The following is a 26034-nucleotide window of genomic DNA, read 5'->3' as shown; positions in this document are numbered from 1 at the left end:
CACCTACAAAATTCAGGTGCTGTTTCAGCCTGTCGATAGCAGTACACTCTTTATAGCTATAAAAACAACGGGTTAATAACTGGCTTCAATAAATAATTTCAAAAGGGATATGAAATGAAGAAGGTTTTACTGTTAATACTGCTGGGCAGTGTAATGACAGGTTGCACACCGCTTCACCCCTCCGGTTGCCATAAAACCACTGCGCTTGGTAGTTGCGACTCAGGGCGCTTTACCGATCAGGATGAGTACGGGAAACAGGCCCGCGCGATAAAAAACGCTATCGAATCACGGCTTGCCGATCGTTCTGAATGGAAAGGGAAAAAATGCCGCTTACATCTGGAATTTGCCTATGATGGCAAACTGAACAATATCGAGACGAGGGAAGGGAATAGAGCTTACTGTGCAGCGCTGAAAACCGCAGCGCAACGGGCGACATTCCCGGCATTTCCTTCTCAGCGGGTTTATCAGGCATTCGAGAGCTCCCGCTTCGTGATGGTGGGCGAATAGCAAACCAAACCTGACGCGGCACTTAACCCGTCTCCAGGCGGGTTTTTTGTCGCCAGCGGTGTATGATAAACCCCGTGAAAAATTAAGGAGCGCCTTATGGAACTTACCTGCCCGACTTGCCATAACCCGCTGCAAGTAGTGGGAACACATGCTCACTGCGACGGCTGCGGCAAAGACATTGAAGTACAAGCACATTGCCCGGAGTGCCACCAGCCTCTGGAAGTGTTAAAAGCCTGTGGCGCGGTTGACTTTTTCTGCCAGCACGGCCACGGGCTGATTTCGAAAAAACGCGTCGAGTTTACGCTGCTCTAAGGTTTGCAAATACAGTCTTCCCCTTCGCGCCACAGTTCGACAAACGACGGTGGCGCTTTGCTTTCCGGGATAAGCAGCAGCACATCCGTTTGCTGGGCGGTCCAGGTTATCTGCAAACGGTAGAAGCGCTGATCGCCGCTGCCCGGAGAGTCCGGCTGGCCTGGCGGCTCAGCGAGCGGGAGCGTCTGGTGCAAGATGTCCACCAGCCGCTGGCGCTGCTCCGCACTGAGCTGGGCGATGACGATTTTTCGCGCACCGCTCAGTTTAGGAATGTAAGCCAGCCCGCCTTCACGGGCTAACTCGACTACCGCGTCGTCGGTTAATTCGGGTTCGTTCATCATAAAACTCCGACATCTTTCCACGCCTGTTCGATAGCAGCGGCGACTTTCTTGCCGGACCGTTTTTCGCCATGTTTGATGGTGAATTTGGCGAAGGTGGCGAAGTCGGCATTTTGCGCCAGTGACTTATCACACACCGTGTCATACCAGGCGTATCCGGCTTTTTCCCATGCATAGCCGCCTATAGCGGTTGCCGCCAGGTAAAATGCCCGGTTAGGAATGCCGGAATTCAGGTGCACACCGCCGTTATCTTCACGCGTTTTAATAAAATCTTTCATATGCGCAGGCTGCGGATCTTTACCCAGTAACGGGTCGTCATAAGCTGTTCCCGGCTTCGACATCGAACGCAGCCCCTTGCCATGAATGCCTTTTGCCAGCAAGCCTTCGCCAATGATCCAGTCCGCCTGATCCGCCGTCTGCTGCTGGTGGTACTGTTTTACCAGCGAACCGAACACATCGGATAATGACTCATTTAATGCGCCAGCTTGTTCAAAATAGATCAGCCCGGCTTCCGTTTCTGTGACGCCGTGGCTCAGTTCATGCGCTACCACGTCAATGGCAATGGTAAAACGGTTGAAGATCTCGCCATCACCATCGCCAAACACCATCTGCTGACCATTCCAGAAAGCGTTCTGGTAATCCTTGCCGTAATGCACGGTGCCGCTGAGAATTAGCCCCTGGTTATCCAGCGAGTTGCGCTGATAAACCTGCCAGAAAAAATCATGGGTGACACCCAGGTAGTCGTACGCTTCGGTGACGGCGACATCACCCGTCGGTGGCTGGCCCTCATAGCGTACCTGCTCACCGGGCAACGTCTCTTTTTGCTGAGCGTCATAAATATCGCGTACCAGTTCGCCGGGCGAAGTGACCAGCGGCGCATCGACTTTGCCGTGGCTGTGCGCCATCAACGTTTGTACATGCGTTAAGGTCTGGCGGGCGCAGCGTTGCTGGAGTTCAGAGCCATTGTCGATAATGCGGCGCAGGATATAAGGCGGGATAACACTGTACGGATGACGTGCATTCATGTTGATCTCCTTGATAAAACAAAAAAGAACAACAAAAAGTATAGGTTCGTCTGATTTATTGAGCGCGCTAATTAAGAGGATTTACGTTGGCGCGTTTTTTTCACGGGCGTAACGGCACTGACTTCACTCTCTACCCAGCCGTCGTTCAGCCGCGTGGTCAGTTTGTCGCCCGCTTTTACCTGTTTGGTCTGTTTCAGCACTTTGCCGTCGATTGCTGTGGTTACGCTGTAGCCACGCGCCAGCGTTGCCAGCGGGCTGACCGCTTCAAGGTGAGTGATTGCCGTACCAAAACGTTCACGTGTGCCGCTCAGGCGGTCACGAATATTCTGGCTCAGACGATATTCCAGTTGCTGAATGCGGCTTTGCGCCCGGTGAATACGCGGCTGCGGGTTTTGCTGATTCAGACGCTGTACTGTGCGCTGCTGGCGCACGGAAGCGCGTTTTAACTGATTATCCAGCGCGTTATGCATGCGCTGTTGCAGGCGTTCCAGCACAGTTTGCTGGCGCGCCAGACGCAGTTGCGGATGCTGTTGTTGCAGACGATGGTGTACCTGGGCAAAACGGCGACTACGGCCTGCCAGATAGTAATCCATCGACATTTCTAAACGCTGTTGCATCGCCTGAACCTGGCGCAGCAGCTCCAGCTGGTTACGGCTGACAATTTCCGCCGCCGCAGAGGGCGTTGGCGCGCGCAGGTCGGCAACAAAATCAGCAATGGTCACATCGGTTTCATGCCCAACGGCGCTGACTACCGGAATGCGGCTGGCAAAAATCGCCCGCGCCACGCGCTCGTCGTTAAAGCTCCACAAATCTTCCAGCGAACCGCCGCCGCGACCAACAATCAGTACGTCGCACTCTTCGCGGGCGTTAGCCAGCTCAATGGCGCGCACAATCTGCGCGGGCGCATCTTCGCCCTGTACCGCAGTCGGGTAAATCACCACCGGCAGTGACGGGTCGCGGCGTTTCAGTACATGCAGAATATCGTGCAATGCGGCGCCGGTTTTAGACGTGATAACACCAACGCAATGGGCGGGAGAGGGCAGCGGTTTTTTGAATTGCTGGTCGAACAGCCCTTCGGCCGCGAGCTTAGCTTTAAGTTGCTCATACTTCTGTTGCAGCAAACCTTCACCAGCCGGTTGCATGCTCTCAACAATAATCTGGTATTCGCCGCGCGGTTCATACAGCGTGATATTGGCGCGTACCAGCACTTGCTGGCCGTGCTGCGGGCGAAACGTGACGCGGCGGTTGCTGTTGCGGAACATCGCGCAGCGCACCTGGGCGGTATCGTCTTTTAAGGTGAAGTACCAGTGACCGGAAGCGGGCTGGGTAAAGTTGGAGATTTCCCCGCTGATCCACACCTGGCCGAGTTCGCGTTCCAGCAGTAAGCGTACCGACTGATTAAGGCGGCTAACCGTAAAAATAGAGGGGGATTGGAACGACGACATGTGAGCCAGATCAAATTCTAAATCAGCAAGTTATTCGTTCGATAGTAACCCGAAACGAGGGGATGGCAAGTATTTTTCTTAAAAAAGTGTGGATGCAATCGGTTACGCTCTGTATAATGCCACGGCAATATTTAACCCCCCAGGTCAGAGATATTGCCCATGCTACGTATCGCTAAAGAAGCACTGACGTTTGACGACGTCCTCCTCGTTCCCGCTCATTCCACCGTTCTGCCGAATACTGCCGACTTGAGCACGCAGCTCACTAAAACCATTCGCCTGAACATTCCTATGCTCTCTGCGGCGATGGATACCGTGACGGAAGCGCGCCTGGCAATTGCCCTGGCACAGGAAGGCGGCATTGGCTTTATTCACAAAAACATGTCTATTGAGCGCCAGGCAGAAGAAGTTCGCCGCGTGAAGAAACATGAATCCGGCGTGGTTAAAGACCCGCAAACCGTTCTGCCGACCACCACCCTGCGCGAAGTGAAAGAGCTGACCGAACGTAACGGCTTTGCCGGTTACCCGGTTGTGAATGGCGACAACGAACTGGTTGGCATCATTACCGGTCGTGACGTGCGTTTCGTCACCGACCTGAACCAGCCTGTTAGCGTGTACATGACGCCGAAAGAGCGCCTGGTCACCGTACGTGAAGGTGAATCCCGCGAAGTTGTGTTCGCTAAAATGCACGAAAAACGTGTTGAGAAAGCGTTGGTTGTCGACGAAAGCTTCCACCTGCGCGGCATGATCACCGTTAAAGATTTCCAGAAAGCTGAACGTAAACCAAACGCCTGTAAAGATGAGCAGGGCCAACTGCGCGTTGGCGCCGCGGTTGGCGCAGGTGCGGGCAACGAAGAGCGCGTTGACGCGCTGGTTGCCGCTGGCGTGGACGTGCTGCTGATTGACTCCTCTCACGGTCACTCCGAAGGCGTGCTGCAGCGCATTCGCGAAACCCGTGCTAAATACCCGGATCTGCAAATCATCGGCGGTAACGTCGCAACTGGCGCAGGTGCTCGCGCACTGGCAGAAGCTGGCGTCAGCGCGGTGAAAGTCGGTATCGGCCCTGGCTCCATCTGTACGACGCGTATCGTGACTGGCGTGGGCGTTCCGCAGATCACAGCCGTTTCCGACGCGGTTGAAGCGCTGGAAGGCACCGGTATTCCGGTTATTGCCGATGGCGGTATCCGTTTCTCTGGCGACATCGCCAAAGCCATCGCCGCAGGCGCTGCCGCGGTGATGGTTGGCTCGATGCTTGCCGGGACCGAAGAATCCCCGGGCGAAATCGAACTCTACCAGGGCCGCTCTTACAAATCCTACCGTGGCATGGGCTCGCTGGGCGCGATGTCCAAAGGCTCTTCTGACCGCTACTTCCAGAGCGATAACGCCGCCGACAAACTGGTGCCGGAAGGTATCGAAGGCCGCGTGGCTTACAAAGGCCGCCTGAAAGAGATCATTCACCAGCAGATGGGCGGCCTGCGCTCCTGTATGGGTCTGACCGGCTGTGGTACTATCGACGACCTGCGCACCAAAGCGGAATTCGTGCGCATTAGCGGCGCGGGCATTCAGGAAAGCCACGTTCACGACGTGACCATCACCAAGGAATCCCCGAACTACCGCATGGGTTCTTAATGATTTTCGCGCCCGGTGCTCTCACCGGGCGCTTTCGTAACTTGCCTCGGAAGTAACGTCAATGACGGACAACATTCATAAACATCGTATTCTTATCCTCGATTTTGGTTCTCAGTACACCCAACTGGTTGCGCGCCGCGTGCGTGAACTGGGCGTTTACTGCGAACTGTGGGCGTGGGATGTCACCGAAGCGCAGATCCGCGACTTCAATCCAAGCGGCATCATCCTCTCCGGCGGCCCGGAAAGCACCACCGAAGACAACAGCCCGCGCGCACCGCAATATGTGTTCGAAGCTGGCGTGCCGGTGCTTGGCGTCTGCTACGGCATGCAGACCATGGCGATGCAGCTCGGCGGCCACGTTGAAGGTTCTAACGAGCGTGAATTCGGCTACGCGCAGGTTGAAGTGCAGACCGACAGCGCGCTGGTTCGCGGCATTGAAGATTCGCTGACCGCAGAAGGCAAAGTGCTGCTGGATGTGTGGATGAGCCACGGCGACAAAGTGACGGCGATCCCGTCTGACTTCGTCACCGTAGCCAGCACCGAAAGCTGCCCGTTCGCCATCATGGCGAACGAAGAAAAACGCTTCTACGGCGTGCAGTTCCACCCGGAAGTGACCCACACCCGCCAGGGGCTGCGTATGCTGGAGCGCTTTGTGCGCGACATCTGCGAATGTGAAGCGCTGTGGACGCCGGCAAAAATTATCGATGACGCCGTTGAGCGCATCCGTCAGCAGGTTGGCGATGACAAAGTCATCCTCGGCCTCTCCGGCGGCGTGGATTCTTCAGTGACCGCGATGCTGCTGCACCGCGCCATTGGCAAAAACCTGACCTGCGTATTCGTTGATAACGGTCTGCTGCGTCTGAACGAAGCTCAGCAGGTAATGGACATGTTTGGCGACCACTTCGGTCTGAACATTGTTCACGTTGAAGGGGAATCCCGTTTCCTGGCCGCACTGGCCGGTGAGAACGATCCGGAAGCAAAACGTAAGATCATCGGCCGCGTGTTCGTGGAAGTGTTCGACGAAGAAGCACTGAAGCTGGAAGACGTGAAATGGCTGGCGCAGGGCACCATTTACCCGGACGTGATCGAATCCGCTGCTTCGGCAACCGGTAAAGCGCACGTTATTAAATCTCACCACAACGTGGGCGGCCTGCCGAAAGAGATGAAGATGGGGCTGGTTGAACCGCTGCGTGAGCTGTTCAAAGACGAAGTGCGTAAAATTGGTCTGGAACTGGGCCTGCCGTACGACATGCTGTACCGCCATCCGTTCCCGGGGCCGGGCCTCGGTGTTCGCGTGCTGGGCGAAGTGAAGAAAGAGTATTGCGACCTGCTGCGCCGCGCCGATGCAATCTTTATCGAAGAGCTGCATAAAGCCGATCTCTACAATAAAGTGAGCCAGGCTTTCACCGTGTTCCTGCCGGTTCGTTCCGTGGGCGTGATGGGCGACGGTCGTAAATACGACTGGGTTGTCTCTTTGCGTGCAGTAGAAACCATCGACTTTATGACCGCACACTGGGCGCATCTGCCGTACGATTTCCTCGGCCGCGTCTCCAACCGCATCATCAACGAAGTCAACGGTATTTCCCGCGTGGTGTATGACATCAGTGGTAAACCGCCAGCTACGATTGAGTGGGAATAAGATTTAGCTCCTGCTGAATATTAGAAATATTAAGCCCGCGAAAGCGGGCTTTTTTGTTTATGGCGTTTTTGCGGAACTTATTGGCAATTAACTCAATATTTTTTGTCCCGATGTGAGGCGGCTTAATAGTATGAATCTTCAGGTATGTTTTTTATAACCTCTTGTCGATGCTTCATATTTATTTGGTGTGATTGATTAAGAATATAAGCACTCAAATGGAAATTAAGATTATGAAAAGCTCTTTAAACAAAGCTTTGATATTTATAAAAATGATTTAATCAGAAAACACAGTTAGAAGTTTAATTTAACGTTTTTATTCCCTTTTTCTTCCTTATAGCGGTGGAAAAGCCTCTTCTGTTTCGAATTCCATGCTTTTAAATTATCAGCCTCCTGTACCTCTATTTCCCCTCCTGCGCATAAATTCCATTTTCTGCCTTCCATTTGATGCCATGAATGTGCGTTTTTTGAACAAACTCGGTTCTTCGCCAGGATGAATAGTTATTCCCTGAAACGACATATTTGAAACGTTAGTTTGAATAAATTGGTGAATCCTAAGCATATTTTCTTTCTCTCAGGTACCTTCTTTCTAACTCTTTGATTCAAATGTGTAATGTGATTTAAATTAAATTTTAACGCCAGATTGCCGATAAGTTGTCTTCGGTATGCTCCTTTCAAAGGGGGCAGAAATTCATGAAATCACCTCAACCCTGGGTAATAAATATGTCAGTTAGGCGTTTTTCATTTCTCGTTTTTAGTCTGTTACTTGGTATTTTTCTCATCAGCTCGGCTTCTAACCTTTGGTCACTTACTCACAGCAACCAGTCGCTGGATAACGTGAACAAAGAGATCAGGGTCGTGCTGTCGGTTATTGACCCGATTAACCATAGCCGCACACTGCGTGTGCGTCTGATGGAAGCCATGATTAACGCCTCCCTGGGCGACAAACAGAAAACGGATGCGTCGCTTGAGAGCGCGAAAGCGGTGATGCAAAAAGCCACCGATGCGTTCAATAACTACAAGGCTGCGCCACCTGTCGAGGGCGAAGAGGCGCTTTCCGCGCCTTACAGCCAGGCCTGGCAAACGTATGTTGATCAAGGGTTGCGACCATTGATGGACGCCGCGAGCAACAACGACACGGCGCGTTTCAACCAGCTCGTCAGCACCACCATCCCGCAGCTTGATCGTCAGTTTGAAATCACTCTCGATAACCTGCTGGCCTTCCGCGAAAAATACGCCCAGCGCCTTAACAACGACGCGCAGAATCGCTTCGTGAACAGCATGGTGACCATTGGTGTTTTCGCCTTACTGTTTACCTTGATCATTGTCGCTATCTTTATCCTGCTGCGTCGCCGTGTTCTTTCGCCGCTGGATGCCGCACGTTTGCACTGCCAGAAGATGGCGGCAGGGGAGCTGCACACTCCTGTTGTTTACGGTTCTAAAGACGAGATTGGCGACATGCTCGGTTCGCTGGAGCAAATGCGTCTTGCTCTTCTGGAAATCATTGCCCAGGTGCGTAATTCCAGCCAGAGCGTGGCCCATGCGGCAGAAGAAATCGCTGCCGGTAATACCGATCTCTCGGCCCGTACCGAAGAGCAGGCGGCTTCTCTTGGGCAGACCGCTGCCAGCATGGAACAGCTGACTTCAACGGTTAAGCACACCTCCGAAAACACACAACAGGCAAATACCCTTGCGACGGCGATGCGCAGCTCCGCGCAGGAAGGGAATACGATTGTTGAAAAAGCAGTGATGTCGATGAAAGAGATCGAATCCAGCGCCGGCAAAATCGACACCATCATTTCCTTAATCGAAGACATTGCTTTCCAGACCAATATCCTGGCACTCAACGCAGCGGTTGAAGCGGCAAGAGCCGGCGAGCAGGGGCGCGGGTTTGCCGTCGTGGCAAGCGAAGTCCGTAATCTGGCGCAGCGTTCGTCACTCGCGGCGAAAGAGATCAAAGAGCTTATTGAGGAATCCGGCCGACAGGTGCTGCTGGGTAGCGAAAGGGTGTCGCAGGCGGGCGAAAGCATGCAACGCATTATCAGCACCGTTAAGCAGGTTTCTGAACTGATGGCGGAAATTGCGCTCTCTACCGGTGAACAGAGTCGCGGTATTGAGCAGATAAACCAGGCTGTTGCGCAGATGGACACGGTAACGCAGCAGAACGCCGCGTTAGTCGAAGAAGCATCAGCAGCAGCGCATTCGCTTAAAGAGCAGTCTCAATTGCTGGAAGAGACGGTAGCCGTTTTTAAACTGAGCTAACGTTTTGTCAAAAAAAACAAGGCAGGTTTATACCTGCCTTGTTTGTGATTCTTTAATGGTTCGTCGTTACCCGGTTACCCGCTATTCAACGTATTGGTCGACAGTACAGAAGCGCTCATGGAAGGCGCGGACGTTGTTACATCGCTGCTGCTGTTCCAATATAGCGCTGCTCAGTACATCCACTTTTCCACAACGTCATCACCCAGGTGTTCGCGCTGCCACCTCGTTATAATGCTGTCTTGCCCCGTACTCATCAGCTTGAAATCCGTTACGCTGCTGAACCGGTTGAGGCCAATTGAGCTTGTGAGTTATGAGCCTATACTCAGAAATGTTTGAACCTATGCAAATAAATTAACCCGTACATAGGGAGCACGGGTGTCGTTTTTATTTATGAGCCGTTTGGATAATATTGAAACTGTCGCCTTTTTGTACGACCTGGAAGGTTGAAACATATGCTTTACGTGTGGATTTTTTATCCTCACCGTTTGTTCTTATATTCACTTCGATCTGGGTTAGATACTCCTGGCCCGTTTTAAACTTAAATTCAGTGGGCAAAATACAAAAAAGACCAGATTTTGGTTGTTTGTCAGAGGGGAAAATAATCTGTTCTAAGGGTTTTTCAACGTTATAAGTGATTGCTGAAACCACAGTCTCATTATTTTGAATGGGTAAGGAAAGACATACATCTTTATTTCTTATGTGAGCAGGAACGAATGTTTCTTTAGTATATCTATGTTCCAGGTTGTCACCCAGTGTGCACCCGCTTAGAAGCACGATTAATGAAATTATGGATTTGTTTAAAATGGTCATTTGAATGGGAATCCTTCAAGAACTTTTTGATAATTTGCATTAAGCTGATCGTCTATCGGTCCCACATATGAAACTTCACGATCTTCACCTCTTCTCCCCAACCACAGCTTAAGCCCGAAAATGCCGGGATAAGCCGCTAACAGCGGTTCAATACTGGCGTATTTCGCGGGCGTGACGCTGCACAACCTTTCGGCCAGTCCGAGTGCGCCGAGCGTTTCATGATAACGGCGAAGCAGCGGCGGGAGCGCGCAGCCCAGACGTTGTTCAAGCGCTGCAATCTCTTTGGCGTTAACCGGAGCCACTGGCGCAGGGTTATTCCACTGTTCGCGCCAGGCCTGTACGCAGGCGCGCCACCAGGCCAACCGTGCTGCCTCATCGGTAAATTCTGGCCACGCTAAGGGCGGCAGTTCGCTGCTATCTGGATTCATTTTTTTCCCCTGCTGATTTACTCCGGCGGCTCACAGGATCGCTTATATTCGCCATGTGGGCCACTGCCATTAGTGATGGCTTTACGCTATGTTTTTCACCACGTTAAGGTAATTCGAACATATCAACGGTGCTGAATGGGGAGTGCGATGCAGTCAGTAAAGCTAATGGGGGATGGCTATGAGCCGCAGGTCTGGCAGGAAGGCGATAAACTGACATACTCGTTGCCGGTCGATTCCGGGTTTGTCAGCTTCGATTTTCGTTTTGTTATTCGCCAAAGCGATCTGGATGTCCTGCTTGCCGATAATTACCGACGCGCCGTGCTCGAAATCATTGCGCACACCCTGCTTCAGCATTCCACGCTAAAGGGAAATGCCCGTTTCACGCAAAGCGATTTCGATAAACTGCTTGCGGATACGCTCCACGCAACGAACGATTCCCTGCAGACTTTTATTGTGCGCATCAATCGGGAACATCACATTGCAATTGAGCATTATGTGCAAGAGATCCTCACCCGTCGCGCTGTAGCGGATTAAAGCAACGCATGCGCAGTCAAAGCGTCGTGCCCATTGCTCACTGATGCGCATCGGGCTTTTCCCCTCATACAACCCCCCACTAAATCAGGTAGTTTGCTTCCGACTTGCAGTGCCGGAGGCGTTATAGTGCTGTTTTATTGCAAAAGGCGTCACAAGCACAAAGAAGGGATTCACATGTCGGGTAGCCAAAAATTCGTTTTACTCCTCCTTGCGTTGGCGTTGTGCTTCGTGGTGGGAACCGGGCTCTATTCCTCGTGGTTTAATGCGGCTTCAGTTGCCGTGTTTATCTGCCTGATGATCTATTTCACGCGCCCGTTGCTGATGCCCGCCGGGTATGGTGCGAACAAGATACGCGCGCTGGTGCTGGTGCTCGGGTTCGGCATCATTGGCAGCGGTTCCAGCGCGTTAAATACGCTGTTACCGACTATCTGGACATTGCCGGTGCTGCAAAATGCTCCTGCGTGGCTGAAGAATATCCAGCTAATCAGCCAGCCTTCGCCGTGGATCCTTGCCAGCGTTGTCATCATCGTTGGTATTGTGTTCTTTTGCCTGCGCGATCGAAGCGTTGGCGGTGGGCATCCGACGCCGCTGAAAAAGGATTTCCCGGAAGATCGTTTTGCACGAAAGCTGGAGGTGTTCTGCAACATGTTGCAGCAGGATCTCACCTCGATTGACGTGAGCAGTAACTGGAGCCCTGAGTACTACACCGAACTGGAAGCCGAGGTCGAGATCCGTAAAGCGAAAGGTCTCGCTTCCCGTAAAAAGATCCTTGGGCTGCAAGACGCGATCCGCAAAGACAGAACCTCACGGTCGTTTTTGATTCTGGGCGCACCGGGTTCCGGCAAGAGCGTGGCGCTGCGCAAACTTGCCAGAGATATGCTGGCGGAGGTTAAAAAGACGCACCGCGTGCCGATTTACATCAACCTGCGCGAGTGGGTACCTGACGGCATTGTCACTGGCGGTCGCAAAGAGTTTTCTGTCGAAGATCTGGAAGCGTTTGTCATTAAAAACCTCGTCCGGCGTGGTGACGCCTACACGCGAGATTTTGTTAATGATTACTTTCATGACCTGTGGCGTACCGGTCGCTTATTTTTTATCTTCGATTCGTTTGATGAGATCTCCGAGTTGCTGGACGCCAGCGAAAACTCGACGGTCATCGATTCGTTGTCCACGGTTATCTCGCGCTTTATTACTACGCAAACGGCCTCACGCGGGGTTTTAGCTTCGCGCGTATTCCGCCAGCCGACGCGCGCGTTTCTGGCGGATAAAGTGCTGGAGGTCCGCCCGCTTTCCGAAGCCGGTATTTCAGAAGCGCTGAGTCGGTATCCGCAATTTACTGATCAGGTGCGAAATACGTTATTCAGCCACCGACTGGATCTGATCCCGCTGGTGCGTAACCCGTTTATGATGGCGCTTCTTGGCGAATGGATCGCGGTCAACGAGACATTGCCGATCAATCAGGCTGAGATTTATAAAAACTATATCGACAGCCGGATACAGCTCTGCAAACAGGAGCTGCGCGATACGGGGATCTCCTCTCGTGAGGTGATCGAGGTTGCGACGGATATCGCGTGGTTTGTTTTTCGCTCCTCGACGTTTGGCCTCGAAGCGCCGGTGAAAGTGATCCGCAGCTATTTCAATTCAGAACACGTGGACACGGTGCTGGAACTCCTGCGTTTTGCCCGTATTGCCAGAGTCACCCCTGGCGATGAGAAGTCGTTTGCGTTTGTTCATCGACGCTTTCTGGAGTATTTCGTCACCACCCGCTTTTTGCAGCAGCCCGCGGAAGTGCCGGATTCGCACATTCCTACGGATTCGCGCGGTCGCGATGCGCTGGTGCTGTATGCCCAGTTGTGTAGCGAAGCCGAAGCAAAACGGTTAGCGGAACTCTGCTGGGGTGAGATCCAGCACCATTTTGCGGATGCAGGTCAGCGCATTCGCGCTATTCACTGCCTGCGCTTTTTAATTGACGCATTTGGCTCCCGCCGCGAGGTGCTACAACCGTTCGAAGAGGATCTCTCTGCCTTTGTGATACAGCACGTTAAAACGGGCGATAACATTCTGCTGGCGAAAATTTGCCTGGAAGCGACCGGGCTGCTCTCCGAATCGCGTGCCGCGCCGGTGCTGACCACCGCGATTGCTGGTGAGGATGGCTGGTTACAGGAGACCGCGTTTCGCGCCTGTCGTCATCTGCCGAAAATGAATGATGAGCTGGAAGAGGGGATGAAGAAATACGTGCTGAATATTTCGGAAACCAACTTCTGGCGCGGGCGCAAGAATATCCTGCTGAGCTTGTCATTATCCGATGCCTTACGCGGGGTTTATCGCGTTGCGAAGATGCGTTTATGGAGCATGAAAGCAGCACTTATCAGCACGTTGTCACTGGCCATTGCGCTGCCGTTTATTACCCTTTTCAGCGTGAGTTACGCGATGGCGGTGACCGCACCAATTTTGCTGTTCGGCAAAGCGGGGCGCACGGCGCAAACAGAGAAAGCGAAAAAAACGGGCAGTGATAGTCCGGCTCCTCGCGCTGCTGCGTCATTTATTGATAAGGGTTTTATATCCGGCACCTTTGTACTGTTTCGCGTGATGAGTTTTGTCATCCTGTTGGTGATCAGTATTGCCGGGCTGTTCTCCCCGGCGCTGTCGCTGGCGGCGATACCGTTTTACACCTATAGCGGATACGCCATTTATAACGGCTGGCTGGCCGCCGCGAATGTAGTGTTAGGGTTGATGTTGCTTGATTGGGTGGCAATCTGTCGGTTTGTTCGTAGTAAAATTCATGATTTGCTGAACCCCAAAAAATGGCTGGCGGCGCTGTCGGTTCTTGCGGCATCCGCTGCGGGGGTAGGAATTATTTTCAGCCTCATCCATTATATCTCCCGCTATCCGATGGCGGAGCCGGTCTTTAAGGCGACCTTCTCTGTGCTGATTGCATTGATGGCGGCATACGTGGTGTTCACCTTTATTCAAGCTGTGCGCGGTGGGATTAAAGATCTGCGGAGGCTGCGGAAATTGACCTTTGGCTCAGTCATTAAACGTGCGCAAATCGCGAAGATCATGGCGGAATGCGTGTCGGATTATGGGCGTTTGCAGTTTGTTCTGCGGCTTGAAAGTGAAGGTATTTCCGCAACTGGTCACTGGCCGGAAGGGTTCAAACTGGCGGTTGGGCTTGGCGAAGCCTACACGGCGCTGGCGCGGCTGGAAGAGCGCTGGTTAAACCTCGACAGATAAGCAATGCGTTTGTGCAATGGAGCGAATACCGTTGCACAGACGAGCGTAAACCCACGCGGTAAAGCGTGTAAGCAAAATCGGGTAAACTTTAGCGTCGTGCGGTGGGGTCGATAGTCTGACTGATTTGTTGTGACTGGCTTTTGTCCTGATGGTGGTACCAGGCGCCAATAGATGAATAGACGAAGCGGCCGAAGAAAAAGATAAAGCTGATAAGAAGTACGATACGGGTCATGCGACTGTCAAATCGATGTCGTTTTCGCATACTGGTTGCCTGACTCACAATGTTTCCTTTAGGAATACCCGATTTACGGGCGACAGCGACATTAATGCACACTCTTTTTGTCAGGTCAATTAAGCCTGGCGCAAAATGACAATGATTAAATTATCATCAGGAATTATATAAGATAAATTAAATATTTACGTGAGCAATGAAAAATGGACGATAATGCGCATTAAGCCGGTAATTAAAGCTGGCTGGCGCGCTTTTTTTGATGCAAATCAATTAACAGATATTGTCCGGAATTAGAATTTCTGTTTGTTAACAAACTGGCACTTCACCGTAGCACAGCACAGTCGGGTCGGATACCTGCCTGAAACACCCGCCAGGATCTGGGTTGGGTAACCGAGCATCTATGACACTTATTCAAAAATATCATCGCCTGAAAGATCAGTGGTGGGCTTTGCCGCTCATCACGCCTGTTATTTTGTACCCACTGTTTAGCCTCGCTAATACATTTACTACCGTTTCTGGTCAGACGGTCATTCTCTATTATCTGCCGATGGCGTTGCTGATCGCCCTGATGATGTTTTATGGCTGGGCGGCGCTGCCGGGCATTGTGCTGGCGCTGATTTGCCATTATTGGCCCGCACCGCCGCTGGAAATGGTCAGTAAAGGCGTGCATTTGCTGCTGCCTGTAATACTTAGCTGGGCGGGTTACCGTATTTTTGTCACTCGCCGCCACCGGGTGGCTTATGGCACGGCATTGCTGGTTTCGCAGCGTATTTTCTGGCAGGTGCTCTGCCCGGCGTCGATTTATCTGATTATTCTTGAGCTGGGCGTCTGGCTGAATCTTTACGATCGGGCAACAAGCGACGGCGGCGCGCTGGCGTGGAATGTGCCGATGCTCATCAATTACCAGGCATTACTGGTCGGGACGATGACCGGAGTGCCGTTTAGCTATTTGTTGATCCGCGTTATTCGCCATCCGCGTTACGCGATGTCGTGGTTATCGCAAATGCGCCACGAGTTTGATCGTAAAGTTACGCGCATTGAGATTGGGGTCTGGTTCGCCGTGGTGATTGGCATTTTGCTGCTGTTACTGATGCCGCTGAATAAAAACAGTTCCATTTTCAGCACCAACTACACGCTTTCACTTCTGTTACCGGTGATGCTGTGGGGATCAATGCGCTACGGCTATCGTTTTATGTCGCTGGTCTGGACACCGCTGCTGGTCATCTCTATTCACTTTTTTTACCGTTATTTGCCGTGGTTTCCCGCTTACGACGTGCAACTGGCGATCGCCTCATCAAGTTACCTGGTCTTTTCCTTCATCATTCTCGCCATGGCGATGATGGCGACACGTCAGAGACTGGTGCATGATCGCGCCCGCCGTCTGGCGTTTATCGATCCGGTTGCCAATATGCCCAATCTTCGTGCGTTGAGCCGGGCTATGGCGGATACGCCGTGGTCGGTACTCTGTTTTCTGCGCGTGCCGGAGCTGGAACTGCTGGGGCGTAACTATGGCGTGCTGCTGCGCATTCAGTATAAACAGCGCATGGCGGACTGGCTCAGGCCGCTGCTGTCGGCGGAAGAGAACGTGTATCAACTTTCCGGGCACGATCTGGCGATCCGCCTGAATGCCCAGTCGCACCAGACACGCATTGAGGAACTGGACGCGCGCATCAAGCAGTTCCGCTTTATCTGGGATGATATGCCGCTGCAGCCGCAGGTGGGGTTAAGTTACTGCTACGTGCGTTCACCGGTGAAGCACCTCTATTTACTGCTCGGTGAAATGAGCACCATCGCCGATTTGTCGCTGGCGACCAACCACCCGGAAAATTTGCAAAACCGGGGCGCGGCGAATCTGCAACGCAGCCTGAAAAGCAAAGTGGATATGATGAATCGCCTGCAACTGGCGCTGGAAAAAAATCACTTTATCCTGATGGCTCAGTTAATTCATGGCGTGCGCGGCGATGACTACTACGAGATCCTGCTGCGCATGCGGGAAGAGAACGGCGACAACATCAGCCCGGATGCGTTTTTGCCTGTCGCGTATGAGTTCGGCTTGTCGTCGCGCATCGATTTATGGGTGATCGAACATGTGCTGATGTTTATGGCGCAAAACCGTGAAAAACTCCCCGCCCAGCGTTTTTCCATTAACCTCTCTCCGGCCTCAATTTGCCGCACGCAGTTTGCCCAGGAAGTCCGGCGTTTATTGCGCAAATACCGCATCGAAGCCTGGCAGTTGATTTTTGAGATCACCGAAAGCAACTCAATGACCAATCTTCAGCAGGCCAACCAGACGCTGGGGCAACTGCAACAGATGGGATGCCGGGTGGCGATCGATGATTTTGGCACCGGTTATGCCAGCTATGCGCGGCTGAAAACTGTTAATGCCGACATCCTGAAAATCGATGGCAGTTTTATCCGCAATATTGTCTCGAACAGCCTGGATTATCAGATTGTGGCGTCGATTTGCCATCTGGCACGGATGAAAAAAATGCTGGTGGTGGCAGAGTATGTGGAAAGCGAAGAGATACGCAGCGCGGCAATCGCGCTGGGTATCGACTATTTACAAGGGTATCTGATTGGTAAGCCAGCGCCGCTGGAGACGCTGGTTAACGAGTAGCGAACGGGCGGCTCAGGCCGCCACTTCCGGAGAGTGCTCTTCTTCGATTTTCAGTCGCCAGCCGGTCACGGCTTCCCAGTATTCCTGCTCTTTTTCCAGATCCAGCAACACCAGCGCGTTCTGGCTGAACCAGTCGTACGGGAAGCTGAGCGTCCAGTGATTAGCATCGGTAGTCAGGCGCAGTGTCGGCGGCGTGGTGGTCGCCTGGCGCTGGTTATTCAGCAGCACGCCAAGCCGTAAGATTTGCACCAGCGGCAAATACTGCTTCTTTTTAAACAGCGTAAAGCGCGGCAAATCATCAAGCTTGATAGCCTTACGGTGGCAGCGCACCAGCGTCGCCATCATCAGCTGTTGCTCCTGATTAAAACCGGGCAGATCGCTGTTTTGCAGAATGTACGCCGAATGGCGGTGCATCCCGCTGTGGTTAATATTAAGCCCTACTTCGTGCAGCATCGCTGCCCATTTCAGCAACGCCGCCAGTTGCGGGTTAGCGAGCTTCGGGTTTTGCTCCAGCCACTGATCGTAAATCTGGGTGGTGGTTTCCAGCACGCGACGCGCCTGCTCGCGGTCGATATTGTACTGGCTGGCGAGGCTCTGCGCGGTGCGGCTGCGAATATCCTGGTGGCGGAAACGACCTTCCATCTCATACAGCACGCCTTCACGCAGTGCGCCGTCGGAAAGGCGCAGCTCGCGGATCGCCAGCGCATCGAACACGCCGCAAAGAATAGCCAGCCCCGGCACAAACACCGCTTTACGCTCTTCGGAAAGGCCTGGCAGACTCAGTTCGCTGAAACTTTTGTACTTCAGCACTTCGGCGACCAGCTTCTCCAGCCGTTCCGGGGTGATAAAGCCGTCTTTCTCGCCGGAGGCGATCAGCACTTCGTGGGCGGCTTTAATGCTACCGGATGCGCCAAGCGCAACATTCCAGCCCTGAATGCGGAACTGCCACGCCAGCGACTCCAGCTTTTGTGTTGCCGCCATGCGCGCGCGGCGGAAGTTTTCGCCGTTAATCGTGCCGCCCATAAAGTACATCTGCGCAAAGCTTACGCAGCCCATACGGCGGCTTTCCACCAGCTTCGGCTCGAAATCTTCACCGATCACCAATTCGGTAGAACCGCCGCCGATATCGATTACCAGCTTGCGGCCTTTTTCCGGCTGTGTATGTTCCACGCCCATAAAAATCAGGCGCGCTTCTTCATTGCCCGGAATGATTTCAATCGGGTAGGGGATTACCTTTTCTGCGCGTTTAAGAAATTCGGTGGCGTTCAGTGCCTGGCGCAACGTGTGCGTACCGACAATGCACACGCTTGCCGGATCAAAGCCCTGCAAGCGTTCGGCGAACAGCGACAGGCAAGCCAGCCCGCGCTCCATTGCCTCTTCGCTCAGCATGTTATTGCTGTCCAGACCATCAGCCAGGTGCACGCGCTGTTTCAGGCGGCCGATGATCTGCATTGCGCCGTCGACCACACGCGCAATGACCATATGGAAACTGTTTGAACCCAGATCGACCGCGGCAAATTCCTCCGGTCGTGGCGTCTTTTCTTGTATCGGCATAGGTTAGTCGGGCTGTTCGAGTGATTTGATGTAGTCGTAAATCGCCAGTTGTGCGCGCACTTTACGACGGTTGCCGCGCGGCACATAGCGATTACTCAGTTCTTTATCGATGTACCTGGCTTTCACGGTATCACTTAAAAGCAAATCAATGATATCCAGAACGCGCTGTTTAAGGCGCGGATCGAGCAGCGGTGCGGCCACTTCGATACGGTAATCGATGTTACGTGTCATCCAGTCTGCGGAGGAGAGATAAACGCGTTTATCGCCGCCGTTCTCAAAAATATAGATGCGATCGTGCTCAAGATAACGATCAACGATACTGGTGACACGAATATTTTCGCTGATGCCTTCCAGTTGCGGAATAAGTGAACACATACCGCGCACCAGCAGGTTCACCGGCACGCCGGAACTGGAGGCGGTATACAGCCTGTCCACCAGCCCTTTATCGACAAGGTTATTCAGCTTCAGCGTAATGCCGGAAGGTTTACCTTCCTGCGCGTTAGCAATCTCCGTGTCGATCATATCGTACAACAGGCGGCGCGAGTTCTGCGGCGACACCAGCAAATAATCGAAGCTCACCGGACGGTAGGGGTTTTCAATAAAGTTGAATACCCGGCGCACCTCATTGGTGATGCGCGCATCGGCCGTGATCAGTGAGTAGTCCGTATAAAGCCGCGCGGTTTTTTCGTTAAAGTTGCCGGTACCGATGTGCGCATAGCGCACAATCTCTTCCCCTTCCATACGGGAAATGAGGAACAGTTTGGCATGAATTTTTAAGCCCGGCGCCGAGAAGATCACCTGCACGCCCGCTTCCGTCAGCCGCTTCGCCCAATGGATGTTGGCTTCCTCGTCGAAACGCGCCTGCAACTCCACCACCACGGTGACTTTTTTACCGTTATGCGCGGCGTGGATCATCGAATCGATAATGCGCGAATCTTTCGCCACGCGGTAAATGTTGATTTTGATCGCCAGCACGCTCGGGTCGAACGACGCCTGGCGCAGCAGCTCCAGCACGTGTTCAAAGGTGTGGTACGGATAATAGAGCAGCACATCGCGTTCGCGAATGGCGTCAAAACCGTTGCGGAACTTATCAAACCCAATGTGGCGCAGACGCGGCATCGGTTTGTTGACGAGGTTGGCTTTGCCGACATTCGGAAAACCAATAAAGTCTTTGAAGTTGTGATAACGCCCGCCAGGAATAATGGAGTCATAACGGGAGATAGTCAGCTTTTCACGCAGCATCTCGACCATGGCATCGGGCATATCGCGCTGATAAACAAATCGTACCGGCTCGGCGGTCAGACGCTGTTTCAGGCTGGAGGACATCAGCTCCATCAGGCTCGACTCCATTTCGTGCACCAGGTCATATTCGGCGTCACGGGTCATTTTCATCGAGTAGGCGTTCAGTGCGTCATAATCGAAGAAGCCTTTAAAGATATCATCCAGGCAGTAACGCAGAATGTTATCCAGCAGGATCATCGGCTTGCGACGGCGCGGCGTTTCCGGCGGCAGGTTAACAAAGCGCGGCACTTTATCTGACGGGATCTCCAGCAGCGCGTAGCGGATTTCGTCGCCGCGAATAATCTCTACCGCCAGGTAGGTGTAATCATCTTTTAAGAAGCGTACCAGGTTGGTTTCGCGGTTAATCAGCGTCGGGGTAATGTGCTGGCGCAAATATTGTTTGAAGTAATTGCGCAGCCAGCTCTGCTGGTTTTGCGAAAGCTGACGTTCGTTAATCAGGAAAATTTGATTACGCGCCATCTCCAGCAGCAGGTCGTTGTACAGACTGTCGAACTCCTGATCGGCTTTCAGTACGCGAGACTGGATCTTGCCCAGCAGATGGCGGGAATTCGTGGTAACGCCTTGCTCTTCGCTAATGATTAAGCGGCGTTTCAGTTCAGCAAAACGGACTTTATAAAATTCGTCGAGGTTGTTGGAATAGATCCCCAAAAAACGCATGCGTTCGATAAGCGGGTTACTTTTGTCGGCGGCTTCCTGGAGAACACGTTCATTGAAGCACAACCAGCTTAGTTCTTTTTCGAGATATAACTTTTCCTGACCCATTCCTGTTTACACTCCGGTTCTTGCTCGGGACACGGCAAATCCTTCTCGCTCTCGCGGTGCCCTGACTGACAGGTGAACGTTGCTGGCGTCCCTTCGTATGACACAACTTATTATGGCGAGCTTTGCCGTCAGATGTCCAACTGTGCCAAAAAAGTATGACAGTAATCCGTTTTTCGCATCTAAGGTGATGGAAATAAAGTAACTTTTTCTTTTAGCAGGGGAAGAGGAAAGAAACCCTGCCACGGCGGGCAGGGTGAAAAGCGATAAATTGCAGTAATTATTCGTCGGCCGCATAGCCTTCAGGCGGTAGGCGCACACCATCCAGCCACGCGCTGTTGCTGTCCATTTTCAGGCGGCCATCAACAAACCAGCTGACCACCAGCGGGTAAATCGCATGTTCCTGTGACTGCACACGTTCGGTGATCTCTTCTTCCGTATCACCTTCGAACACCGGCACTTTGGCTTGCAAAATCACCGGGCCACCGTCCAGCTCATCGGTAACAAAATGCACGCTGGTACCATGTTCTTCATCACCGTTTTCCAGCACCTGGCGGTGCGTGTGAAGACCGGGATATTTTGGCAACAGGGAAGGGTGGATATTCAGCAGACGTCCGGCGTAATGCGCGACAAACGCCGGGCTGAGGATACGCATATAACCCGCCAGCACCACCACATCCGGGGCGTAGGCGTCGATTTCCTGCATCAGCTCGCGGTCAAACGCATCGCGGCTGGCGAACTGATCTGCGCTCAGCGCATGGGCGGGAATATTGGCTTCCCGCGCACGTTCAAGGCCGAACGCGTCGGCCTTATTACTGAATACTGCCCGCAGGGTGCCGTTGATTTTCTTCTGTTTGCAGGCGTCGATAATTGCCTGCAAATTGCTTCCGTTACCGGAAATCAGCACCACGATGTTTTTCATTCAATAACCACACGCTCACTGGAATCGGATGCTTTGATGATACCGATTTTCCACGCCTTTTCACCTTTCGCATTCAGCAGAGTGATGGCTTTATCGGCTTCAGCCGCAGGCAGCGCAATCACCATACCAACGCCGCAGTTAAAGGTGCGGTACATTTCGTGGCGGCTCACGTTACCGGCGTTTTGCAGCCAGTTAAACACGGCCGGCCACTGCCAGGAGGACTCATTGATTACCGCTTGGGTGTTATCCGGCAGTACGCGCGGAATGTTTTCCCAGAAACCGCCGCCGGTCAGGTGGGCGATAGCGTGGACATCGACATTTTCAATCAGCTCCAGCACGGACTTCACATAAATGCGGGTCGGTTCCAGCAGGTGATCGGCCAGCGGTTTGCCTTCCAGTTGCGTAGCCAGCGGATCGGCACCGCTCACTTCGAGCACTTTACGCACCAGCGAATAGCCATTGGAGTGCGGGCCGCTGGAAGCCAGTGCGACCAGCACATCGCCGTCAGCCACTTTCGAGCCGTCGATGATTTCTGATTTTTCTACCACACCGACGCAGAAACCGGCGACATCATAATCTTCACCGTGGTACATACCCGGCATTTCCGCTGTTTCGCCGCCAACCAGCGCACAGCCAGATTGCAGACAGCCTTCGGCGATGCCGTTGATCACGCTGGCGGCAGTATCAACATCCAGCTTGCCGGTGGCGTAATAGTCGAGGAAGAACAGCGGCTCAGCGCCCTGTACCACCAGATCGTTAACGCACATTGCCACCAGATCAATACCGATGGTGTCGTGACGTTTCAGATCCATTGCCAGACGCAGTTTTGTGCCCACGCCGTCAGTGCCGGAAACCAGTACTGGCTCACGATATTTTTGCGGCAGCGCGCACAGCGCACCGAAGCCGCCCAAACCGCCCATCACTTCCGGGCGACGGGTTTTCTTCACCACGCCTTTGATTCGGTCAACCAGAGCATTGCCCGCGTCGATATCAACACCGGCATCTTTATAGCTGAGAGAGGTTTTATCGGTCACTGCTTGGGTCCCCACGCGTTTACTTGCGGTAGAAATAAAATTCGGCGCAATTCTAACAGCCAAGGCAAACGTTTGCGAGTCCATTATTTAAGGGCGCGGCGGATTCTTGCGATATACTCTTTTCCAGTCTGATTGATCGCGATCAAGCGCCTTCCTGTAGCGCAACGGAGAAAAAGCGGTATAATCCGGCGATTTTTTTTGTGGCTGCCACCTGTCAGGGGAAAGGAGAAGAGTATGAAGGTCGTGGAAGTAAAACACCCACTCGTCAAACACAAGCTGGGCCTGATGCGAGAGAACGACATCAGCACCAAACGCTTTCGTGAACTCGCCTCAGAAGTGGGCAGCCTGCTGACCTATGAAGCAACGGCCGATCTGGAAACGGAAAAAGTGACCATCGAAGGCTGGAACGGCCCGGTACAGGTTGATCAAATTAAAGGTAAGAAAATCACCGTAGTGCCGATCCTGCGCGCAGGTCTGGGCATGATGGAAGGCGTGCTGGAGCACGTACCGAGCGCGCGCATCAGCGTGGTGGGTATCTACCGTAATGAAGAGACGCTGGAGCCGGTACCGTACTTCCAGAAACTGGTATCCAACATCGACGAGCGCATGGCGCTGGTTGTTGACCCGATGCTGGCGACCGGTGGTTCGATGATCGCTACCATCGACCTGCTGAAAAATGCCGGTTGCCACAGTATTAAAGTGCTGGTGCTGGTTGCCGCGCCGGAAGGGCTGGCGGCGCTGGAAAAAGCGCACCCGGATGTTGAGCTGTACACCGCGTCGATTGACCAGGGGCTGAATGAGCACGGATACATTATTCCGGGCCTCGGCGACGCCGGCGACAAAATCTTTGGTACGAAGTAACTGATAAGAAATCGAAAGCCGACTTTGATAGTCGGCTTTTTTTTGGAATTCATAACACTGCCCGCCGTTTTGGACGGGCGGACAACAACAACACTCAGAGGAAAACACTATGACGCGCCGTGCTATCGGGGTAAGTGAAAGACCGCCGCTTTTGCAGACGATCCCGCTTAGTTTACAGCATCTGTTCGCCATGTTCGGCGCAACCGTGCTGGTGCCAATCCTGTTCCACATTAACCCGGCCACCGTGCTGCTGTTCAATGGTGTCGGAACGCTGCTGTATATCTTTATCTGTAAAGGGAAAATCCCGGCCTATTTAGGCTCCAGCTTTGCGTTTATCTCCCCGGTACTGCTGTTGCTGCCGCTGGGCTACGAAGTGGCGCTCGGCGGGTTCATTATGTGCGGCGTGCTGTTCTGCATCGTCTCGTTCATTGTGAAAAAAGCGGGCACCGGCTGGCTGGATGTGATGTTCCCGCCTGCGGCGATGGGCGCAATCGTTGCCGTCATCGGTCTGGAACTGGCGGGTGTGGCGGCGAACATGGCCGGTCTGCTGCCTGCGGAAGGGCAGTCTGCGGATTCCAAAACCGTGATTATCTCGCTGGTGACGCTGGGCGTGACGGTGTTTGGCTCGGTGCTGTTCCGCGGCTTTCTGGCGATTATCCCGATCCTGATTGGCGTGCTGGCGGGTTATGCGCTCTCCTTCGCGATGGGCGTTGTCGATACCACGCCGATTGCTCAGGCGCACTGGTTCGCGCTGCCAACGTTTTACACGCCGCGTTTTGAGTGGTTTGCCATTTTCACCATTCTGCCTGCGGCGCTGGTGGTAATTGCCGAGCACGTCGGTCACCTGGTGGTGACGGCGAATATCGTCAAAAAAGATCTGATCCGCGATCCGGGTTTGCACCGCTCCATGTTCGCCAACGGCCTTTCAACCATCATCTCCGGTTTCTTCGGCTCTACGCCGAACACTACCTACGGTGAGAACATCGGCGTGATGGCGATTACCCGCGTCTACAGCACCTGGGTGATTGGCGGCGCGGCGATTATCGCCATTCTGCTCTCCTGCGTCGGTAAACTGGCGGCGGCTATCCAGATTATCCCGGTGCCAGTAATGGGCGGTGTTTCTCTGCTGCTGTACGGGGTAATCGGCGCTTCCGGTATCCGCGTGCTGATCGAATCGAAAGTGGATTACAGCAAAGCGCAAAACCTGATCCTCACCTCCGTTATCCTGATCATCGGCGTTAGCGGCGCGAAAGTGCACATTGGCGCGGCTGAATTGAAAGGCATGGCGCTGGCGACGATCGTCGGTGTGGGTCTGAGCCTGATCTTTAAACTGATTAGCGTACTGCGCCCGGAAGAAGTGGTGCTGGACGCGCCAGAAGATGACGTCGCGAAGTCGTAAACATCGTGCAGAATTGAACCGGGCCTCGCGCCCGGTTCAAACCTTGCAACATTTTGTGATAGACTCACTGCGTTTTTTGTAAGCCTTGTTGAGGTACCTCTGAACACGCCGGCACAGCTCTCCCTGCCATTGTACTTACCCGATGATGAAACCTTTGCGAGTTTCTGGCCGGGTGATAACCCCTCTTTACTGGCGGCACTGCAAAACGTTCTGCGCCAGGCGCACAGCGGATACATCTATTTCTGGTCACGTGAAGGCGCGGGCCGCAGCCATTTGCTGCATGCCGCGTGTGCCGAACTCTCCCAGCGCGGCGATGCCGTAGGCTATGTGCCGCTCGATAAGCGCACCTGGTTTGTACCGGAAGTGCTGGATGGGATGGAGCAACTCTCGCTGGTGTGTATCGACAATATCGAATGCGTCGCCGGTGACGAGCCGTGGGAGATGGCGATTTTCAACCTCTACAATCGCATTCTGGAACAGGGCAAAACCCGCTTGCTGATAACCGGCGACAGACCGCCGCGCCAGCTCAATCTGGGGTTGCCGGATCTGGCCTCAAGGCTGGACTGGGGGCAAATCTACAAGCTGCAACCGCTCTCCGACGAAGACAAATTACAAGCCTTACAGCTGCGGGCGCGGATCCGCGGGTTTGAACTGCCGGAAGACGTGGGGCGGTTTTTGTTAAAGCGGCTGGACAGAGAAATGCGCACGCTGTTCGATACGCTGGATGAGCTGGATCGCGCGTCGATCACCGCCCAGCGCAAGCTGACCATTCCGTTCGTCAAAGAGATCCTCAAACTCTGAACCCTCGCCACGCGGCGAGGGTTTTTTAATGCTACAAAATCTCCAGCACCTGCTCCGGCGGGCGACCGATTCGTGCTTTGCCGTGGCTAACGACAATCGGGCGTTCAAGCAGTTTCGGGTTATCCACCAGCGCCTGCACCAGTTGCGCTTCCGTCAGTGCGCTATCGCTAAGCTGTAATTCTTTATAGAGATCTTCTTTGCTGCGCATCAGTTCGCGCGCGCTGGACATACCGAGCATTTTCAGCAGTTTTTGCACCGTCGCTGCGTCCGGCGGCGTCTCGAGGTAGAGCACCACTTCTGGCTCAACGCCGTTTTCCTTCAGCAGCGCCAGCGTTTCGCGGCTCTTTGAGCAGCGTGGGTTATGGTAAATCTTCACCGTCTCTGACATCTCTTCTC

The 26034-nt window shown here is 53.4% G+C and carries 22 protein-coding genes; 11 read left to right on the top strand and 11 right to left on the bottom strand.

Annotation, left to right across the window (positions count from 1 at the left end; all coding sequences use genetic code 11):
* Positions 1 to 114: 114 nt before the first annotated feature.
* Both RT644_RS17500 and RT644_RS17495 read left to right on the top strand, forming a co-directional pair.
* Positions 115 to 507 carry a cell envelope integrity TolA C-terminal domain-containing protein gene (locus RT644_RS17500; RefSeq protein ID WP_020454709.1) on the top strand — a complete coding sequence of 131 codons (393 nt, stop codon included), beginning with the start codon at positions 115 to 117 and terminating at the stop codon, positions 505 to 507.
* A 96-nt stretch (positions 508 to 603) separates the two neighbouring features.
* The gene (locus tag RT644_RS17495; RefSeq protein ID WP_020454708.1) at positions 604 to 819 is read left to right on the top strand and encodes a zinc ribbon domain-containing protein; all 216 of its coding nucleotides are present in this window, start codon (positions 604 to 606) and stop codon (positions 817 to 819) included.
* On the opposite strand, the gene RT644_RS17490 is transcribed toward RT644_RS17495, so the two are convergent.
* The 3 genes from RT644_RS17490 to xseA all read right to left on the bottom strand — a co-directional run bounded on the left by RT644_RS17490 (position 816) and on the right by xseA (position 3627).
* Complete coding sequence (locus RT644_RS17490) at positions 816 to 1157, bottom strand: protealysin inhibitor emfourin (protein WP_044489702.1); 342 nt, start codon at positions 1155 to 1157, stop codon at positions 816 to 818. The two genes, RT644_RS17495 and RT644_RS17490, sit on opposite strands and share 4 nt — an antisense overlap.
* Positions 1157 to 2182, bottom strand: a complete 1026-nt coding sequence (locus RT644_RS17485) for a M4 family metallopeptidase (RefSeq protein WP_020454706.1) — start codon at positions 2180 to 2182, stop codon at positions 1157 to 1159. Before RT644_RS17485 ends, RT644_RS17490 begins: the two co-directional genes overlap by 1 nt.
* Before the next feature lie 71 nt (positions 2183 to 2253).
* A complete protein-coding gene (gene xseA / locus RT644_RS17480; RefSeq protein ID WP_097407561.1) occupies positions 2254 to 3627 on the bottom strand; it encodes an exodeoxyribonuclease VII large subunit in 1374 nt (457 codons plus the stop codon).
* Between the two features lie 159 nt (positions 3628 to 3786).
* Here xseA and guaB point away from each other — a divergent pair, with 159 nt between their 5' ends.
* The 3 genes from guaB to RT644_RS17465 all read left to right on the top strand — a co-directional run bounded on the left by guaB (position 3787) and on the right by RT644_RS17465 (position 9151).
* Positions 3787 to 5253 carry an IMP dehydrogenase gene (guaB, locus tag RT644_RS17475; protein ID WP_017458982.1) on the top strand — a complete coding sequence of 489 codons (1467 nt, stop codon included), beginning with the start codon at positions 3787 to 3789 and terminating at the stop codon, positions 5251 to 5253.
* Between the two features lie 61 nt (positions 5254 to 5314).
* Positions 5315 to 6892 (top strand): glutamine-hydrolyzing GMP synthase, encoded by a 1578-nt coding sequence (guaA, locus tag RT644_RS17470; protein WP_020454704.1) that lies wholly within the window; start codon positions 5315 to 5317, stop codon positions 6890 to 6892.
* A gap of 720 nt (positions 6893 to 7612) precedes the next feature.
* On the top strand, positions 7613 to 9151 hold the full coding sequence (locus tag RT644_RS17465) for a methyl-accepting chemotaxis protein (protein ID WP_045510386.1): 1539 nt from the start codon (positions 7613 to 7615) through the stop codon (positions 9149 to 9151).
* Between the two features lie 384 nt (positions 9152 to 9535).
* Here the strand turns inward: RT644_RS17465 and RT644_RS17460 are convergent, their stop codons facing one another.
* Both RT644_RS17460 and RT644_RS17455 read right to left on the bottom strand, forming a co-directional pair.
* Complete coding sequence (locus RT644_RS17460; RefSeq protein WP_313627380.1) at positions 9536 to 9961, bottom strand: putative T6SS immunity periplasmic lipoprotein; 426 nt, start codon at positions 9959 to 9961, stop codon at positions 9536 to 9538.
* Positions 9958 to 10389, bottom strand: a complete 432-nt coding sequence (locus RT644_RS17455; protein WP_313627379.1) for a hypothetical protein — start codon at positions 10387 to 10389, stop codon at positions 9958 to 9960. The genes RT644_RS17460 and RT644_RS17455 overlap by 4 nt, the downstream gene beginning before the upstream one ends.
* 147 nt (positions 10390 to 10536) lie before the next feature.
* Here RT644_RS17455 and RT644_RS17450 point away from each other — a divergent pair, with 147 nt between their 5' ends.
* Both RT644_RS17450 and RT644_RS17445 read left to right on the top strand, forming a co-directional pair.
* The gene (locus RT644_RS17450; RefSeq protein ID WP_313627378.1) at positions 10537 to 10923 is read left to right on the top strand and encodes a hypothetical protein; all 387 of its coding nucleotides are present in this window, start codon (positions 10537 to 10539) and stop codon (positions 10921 to 10923) included.
* A 174-nt stretch (positions 10924 to 11097) separates the two neighbouring features.
* Positions 11098 to 14157: an NACHT domain-containing protein gene (locus RT644_RS17445; RefSeq protein ID WP_313627377.1), complete on the top strand. Its 3060-nt coding sequence runs from the start codon at positions 11098 to 11100 to the stop codon at positions 14155 to 14157.
* An 88-nt stretch (positions 14158 to 14245) separates the two neighbouring features.
* On the opposite strand, the gene RT644_RS17440 is transcribed toward RT644_RS17445, so the two are convergent.
* A complete protein-coding gene (locus tag RT644_RS17440; RefSeq protein WP_071925214.1) occupies positions 14246 to 14437 on the bottom strand; it encodes a YfgG family protein in 192 nt (63 codons plus the stop codon).
* 352 nt (positions 14438 to 14789) lie between these two features.
* Here RT644_RS17440 and RT644_RS17435 point away from each other — a divergent pair, with 352 nt between their 5' ends.
* Positions 14790 to 17006, top strand: coding sequence for an EAL domain-containing protein (locus tag RT644_RS17435; RefSeq protein WP_097408025.1), 2217 nt, complete (start codon positions 14790 to 14792; stop codon positions 17004 to 17006).
* A gap of 12 nt (positions 17007 to 17018) precedes the next feature.
* Here the strand turns inward: RT644_RS17435 and ppx are convergent, their stop codons facing one another.
* The 4 genes from ppx to purM form a co-directional block, all read right to left on the bottom strand.
* On the bottom strand, positions 17019 to 18560 hold the full coding sequence (gene ppx, locus RT644_RS17430; protein ID WP_020454696.1) for an exopolyphosphatase: 1542 nt from the start codon (positions 18558 to 18560) through the stop codon (positions 17019 to 17021).
* A 3-nt stretch (positions 18561 to 18563) separates the two neighbouring features.
* Positions 18564 to 20624 (bottom strand): polyphosphate kinase 1, encoded by a 2061-nt coding sequence (gene ppk1 / locus RT644_RS17425; protein ID WP_017458969.1) that lies wholly within the window; start codon positions 20622 to 20624, stop codon positions 18564 to 18566.
* Positions 20625 to 20901: 277 nt separating this feature from the next.
* On the bottom strand, positions 20902 to 21543 hold the full coding sequence (gene purN / locus RT644_RS17420) for a phosphoribosylglycinamide formyltransferase (protein WP_045510372.1): 642 nt from the start codon (positions 21541 to 21543) through the stop codon (positions 20902 to 20904).
* On the bottom strand, positions 21540 to 22577 hold the full coding sequence (gene purM / locus RT644_RS17415; protein WP_044489701.1) for a phosphoribosylformylglycinamidine cyclo-ligase: 1038 nt from the start codon (positions 22575 to 22577) through the stop codon (positions 21540 to 21542). Before purM ends, purN begins: the two co-directional genes overlap by 4 nt.
* 234 nt (positions 22578 to 22811) lie before the next feature.
* Here purM and upp point away from each other — a divergent pair, with 234 nt between their 5' ends.
* From upp to RT644_RS17400, 3 genes are all read left to right on the top strand, one after another.
* The gene (upp, locus tag RT644_RS17410; RefSeq protein WP_017458966.1) at positions 22812 to 23438 is read left to right on the top strand and encodes a uracil phosphoribosyltransferase; all 627 of its coding nucleotides are present in this window, start codon (positions 22812 to 22814) and stop codon (positions 23436 to 23438) included.
* 109 nt (positions 23439 to 23547) lie between these two features.
* A complete protein-coding gene (uraA, locus tag RT644_RS17405) occupies positions 23548 to 24837 on the top strand; it encodes a uracil permease (protein WP_045510364.1) in 1290 nt (429 codons plus the stop codon).
* 99 nt (positions 24838 to 24936) lie between these two features.
* Positions 24937 to 25638, top strand: a complete 702-nt coding sequence (locus RT644_RS17400; protein ID WP_065370367.1) for a DnaA inactivator Hda — start codon at positions 24937 to 24939, stop codon at positions 25636 to 25638.
* Between the two features lie 31 nt (positions 25639 to 25669).
* Here RT644_RS17400 and arsC read toward each other — a convergent pair whose 3' ends face one another.
* On the bottom strand, positions 25670 to 26026 hold the full coding sequence (gene arsC, locus RT644_RS17395) for an arsenate reductase (glutaredoxin) (RefSeq protein ID WP_020454692.1): 357 nt from the start codon (positions 26024 to 26026) through the stop codon (positions 25670 to 25672).
* Between the last annotated feature and the right edge of the window lie 8 nt (positions 26027 to 26034).

Source organism: Kosakonia sp. (assembly GCF_032104925.1).
In the GTDB taxonomy this organism is placed as follows: Bacteria; Pseudomonadota; Gammaproteobacteria; order Enterobacterales; family Enterobacteriaceae; genus Kosakonia.
This window is presented reverse-complemented; position numbering and strand designations above follow the sequence as displayed.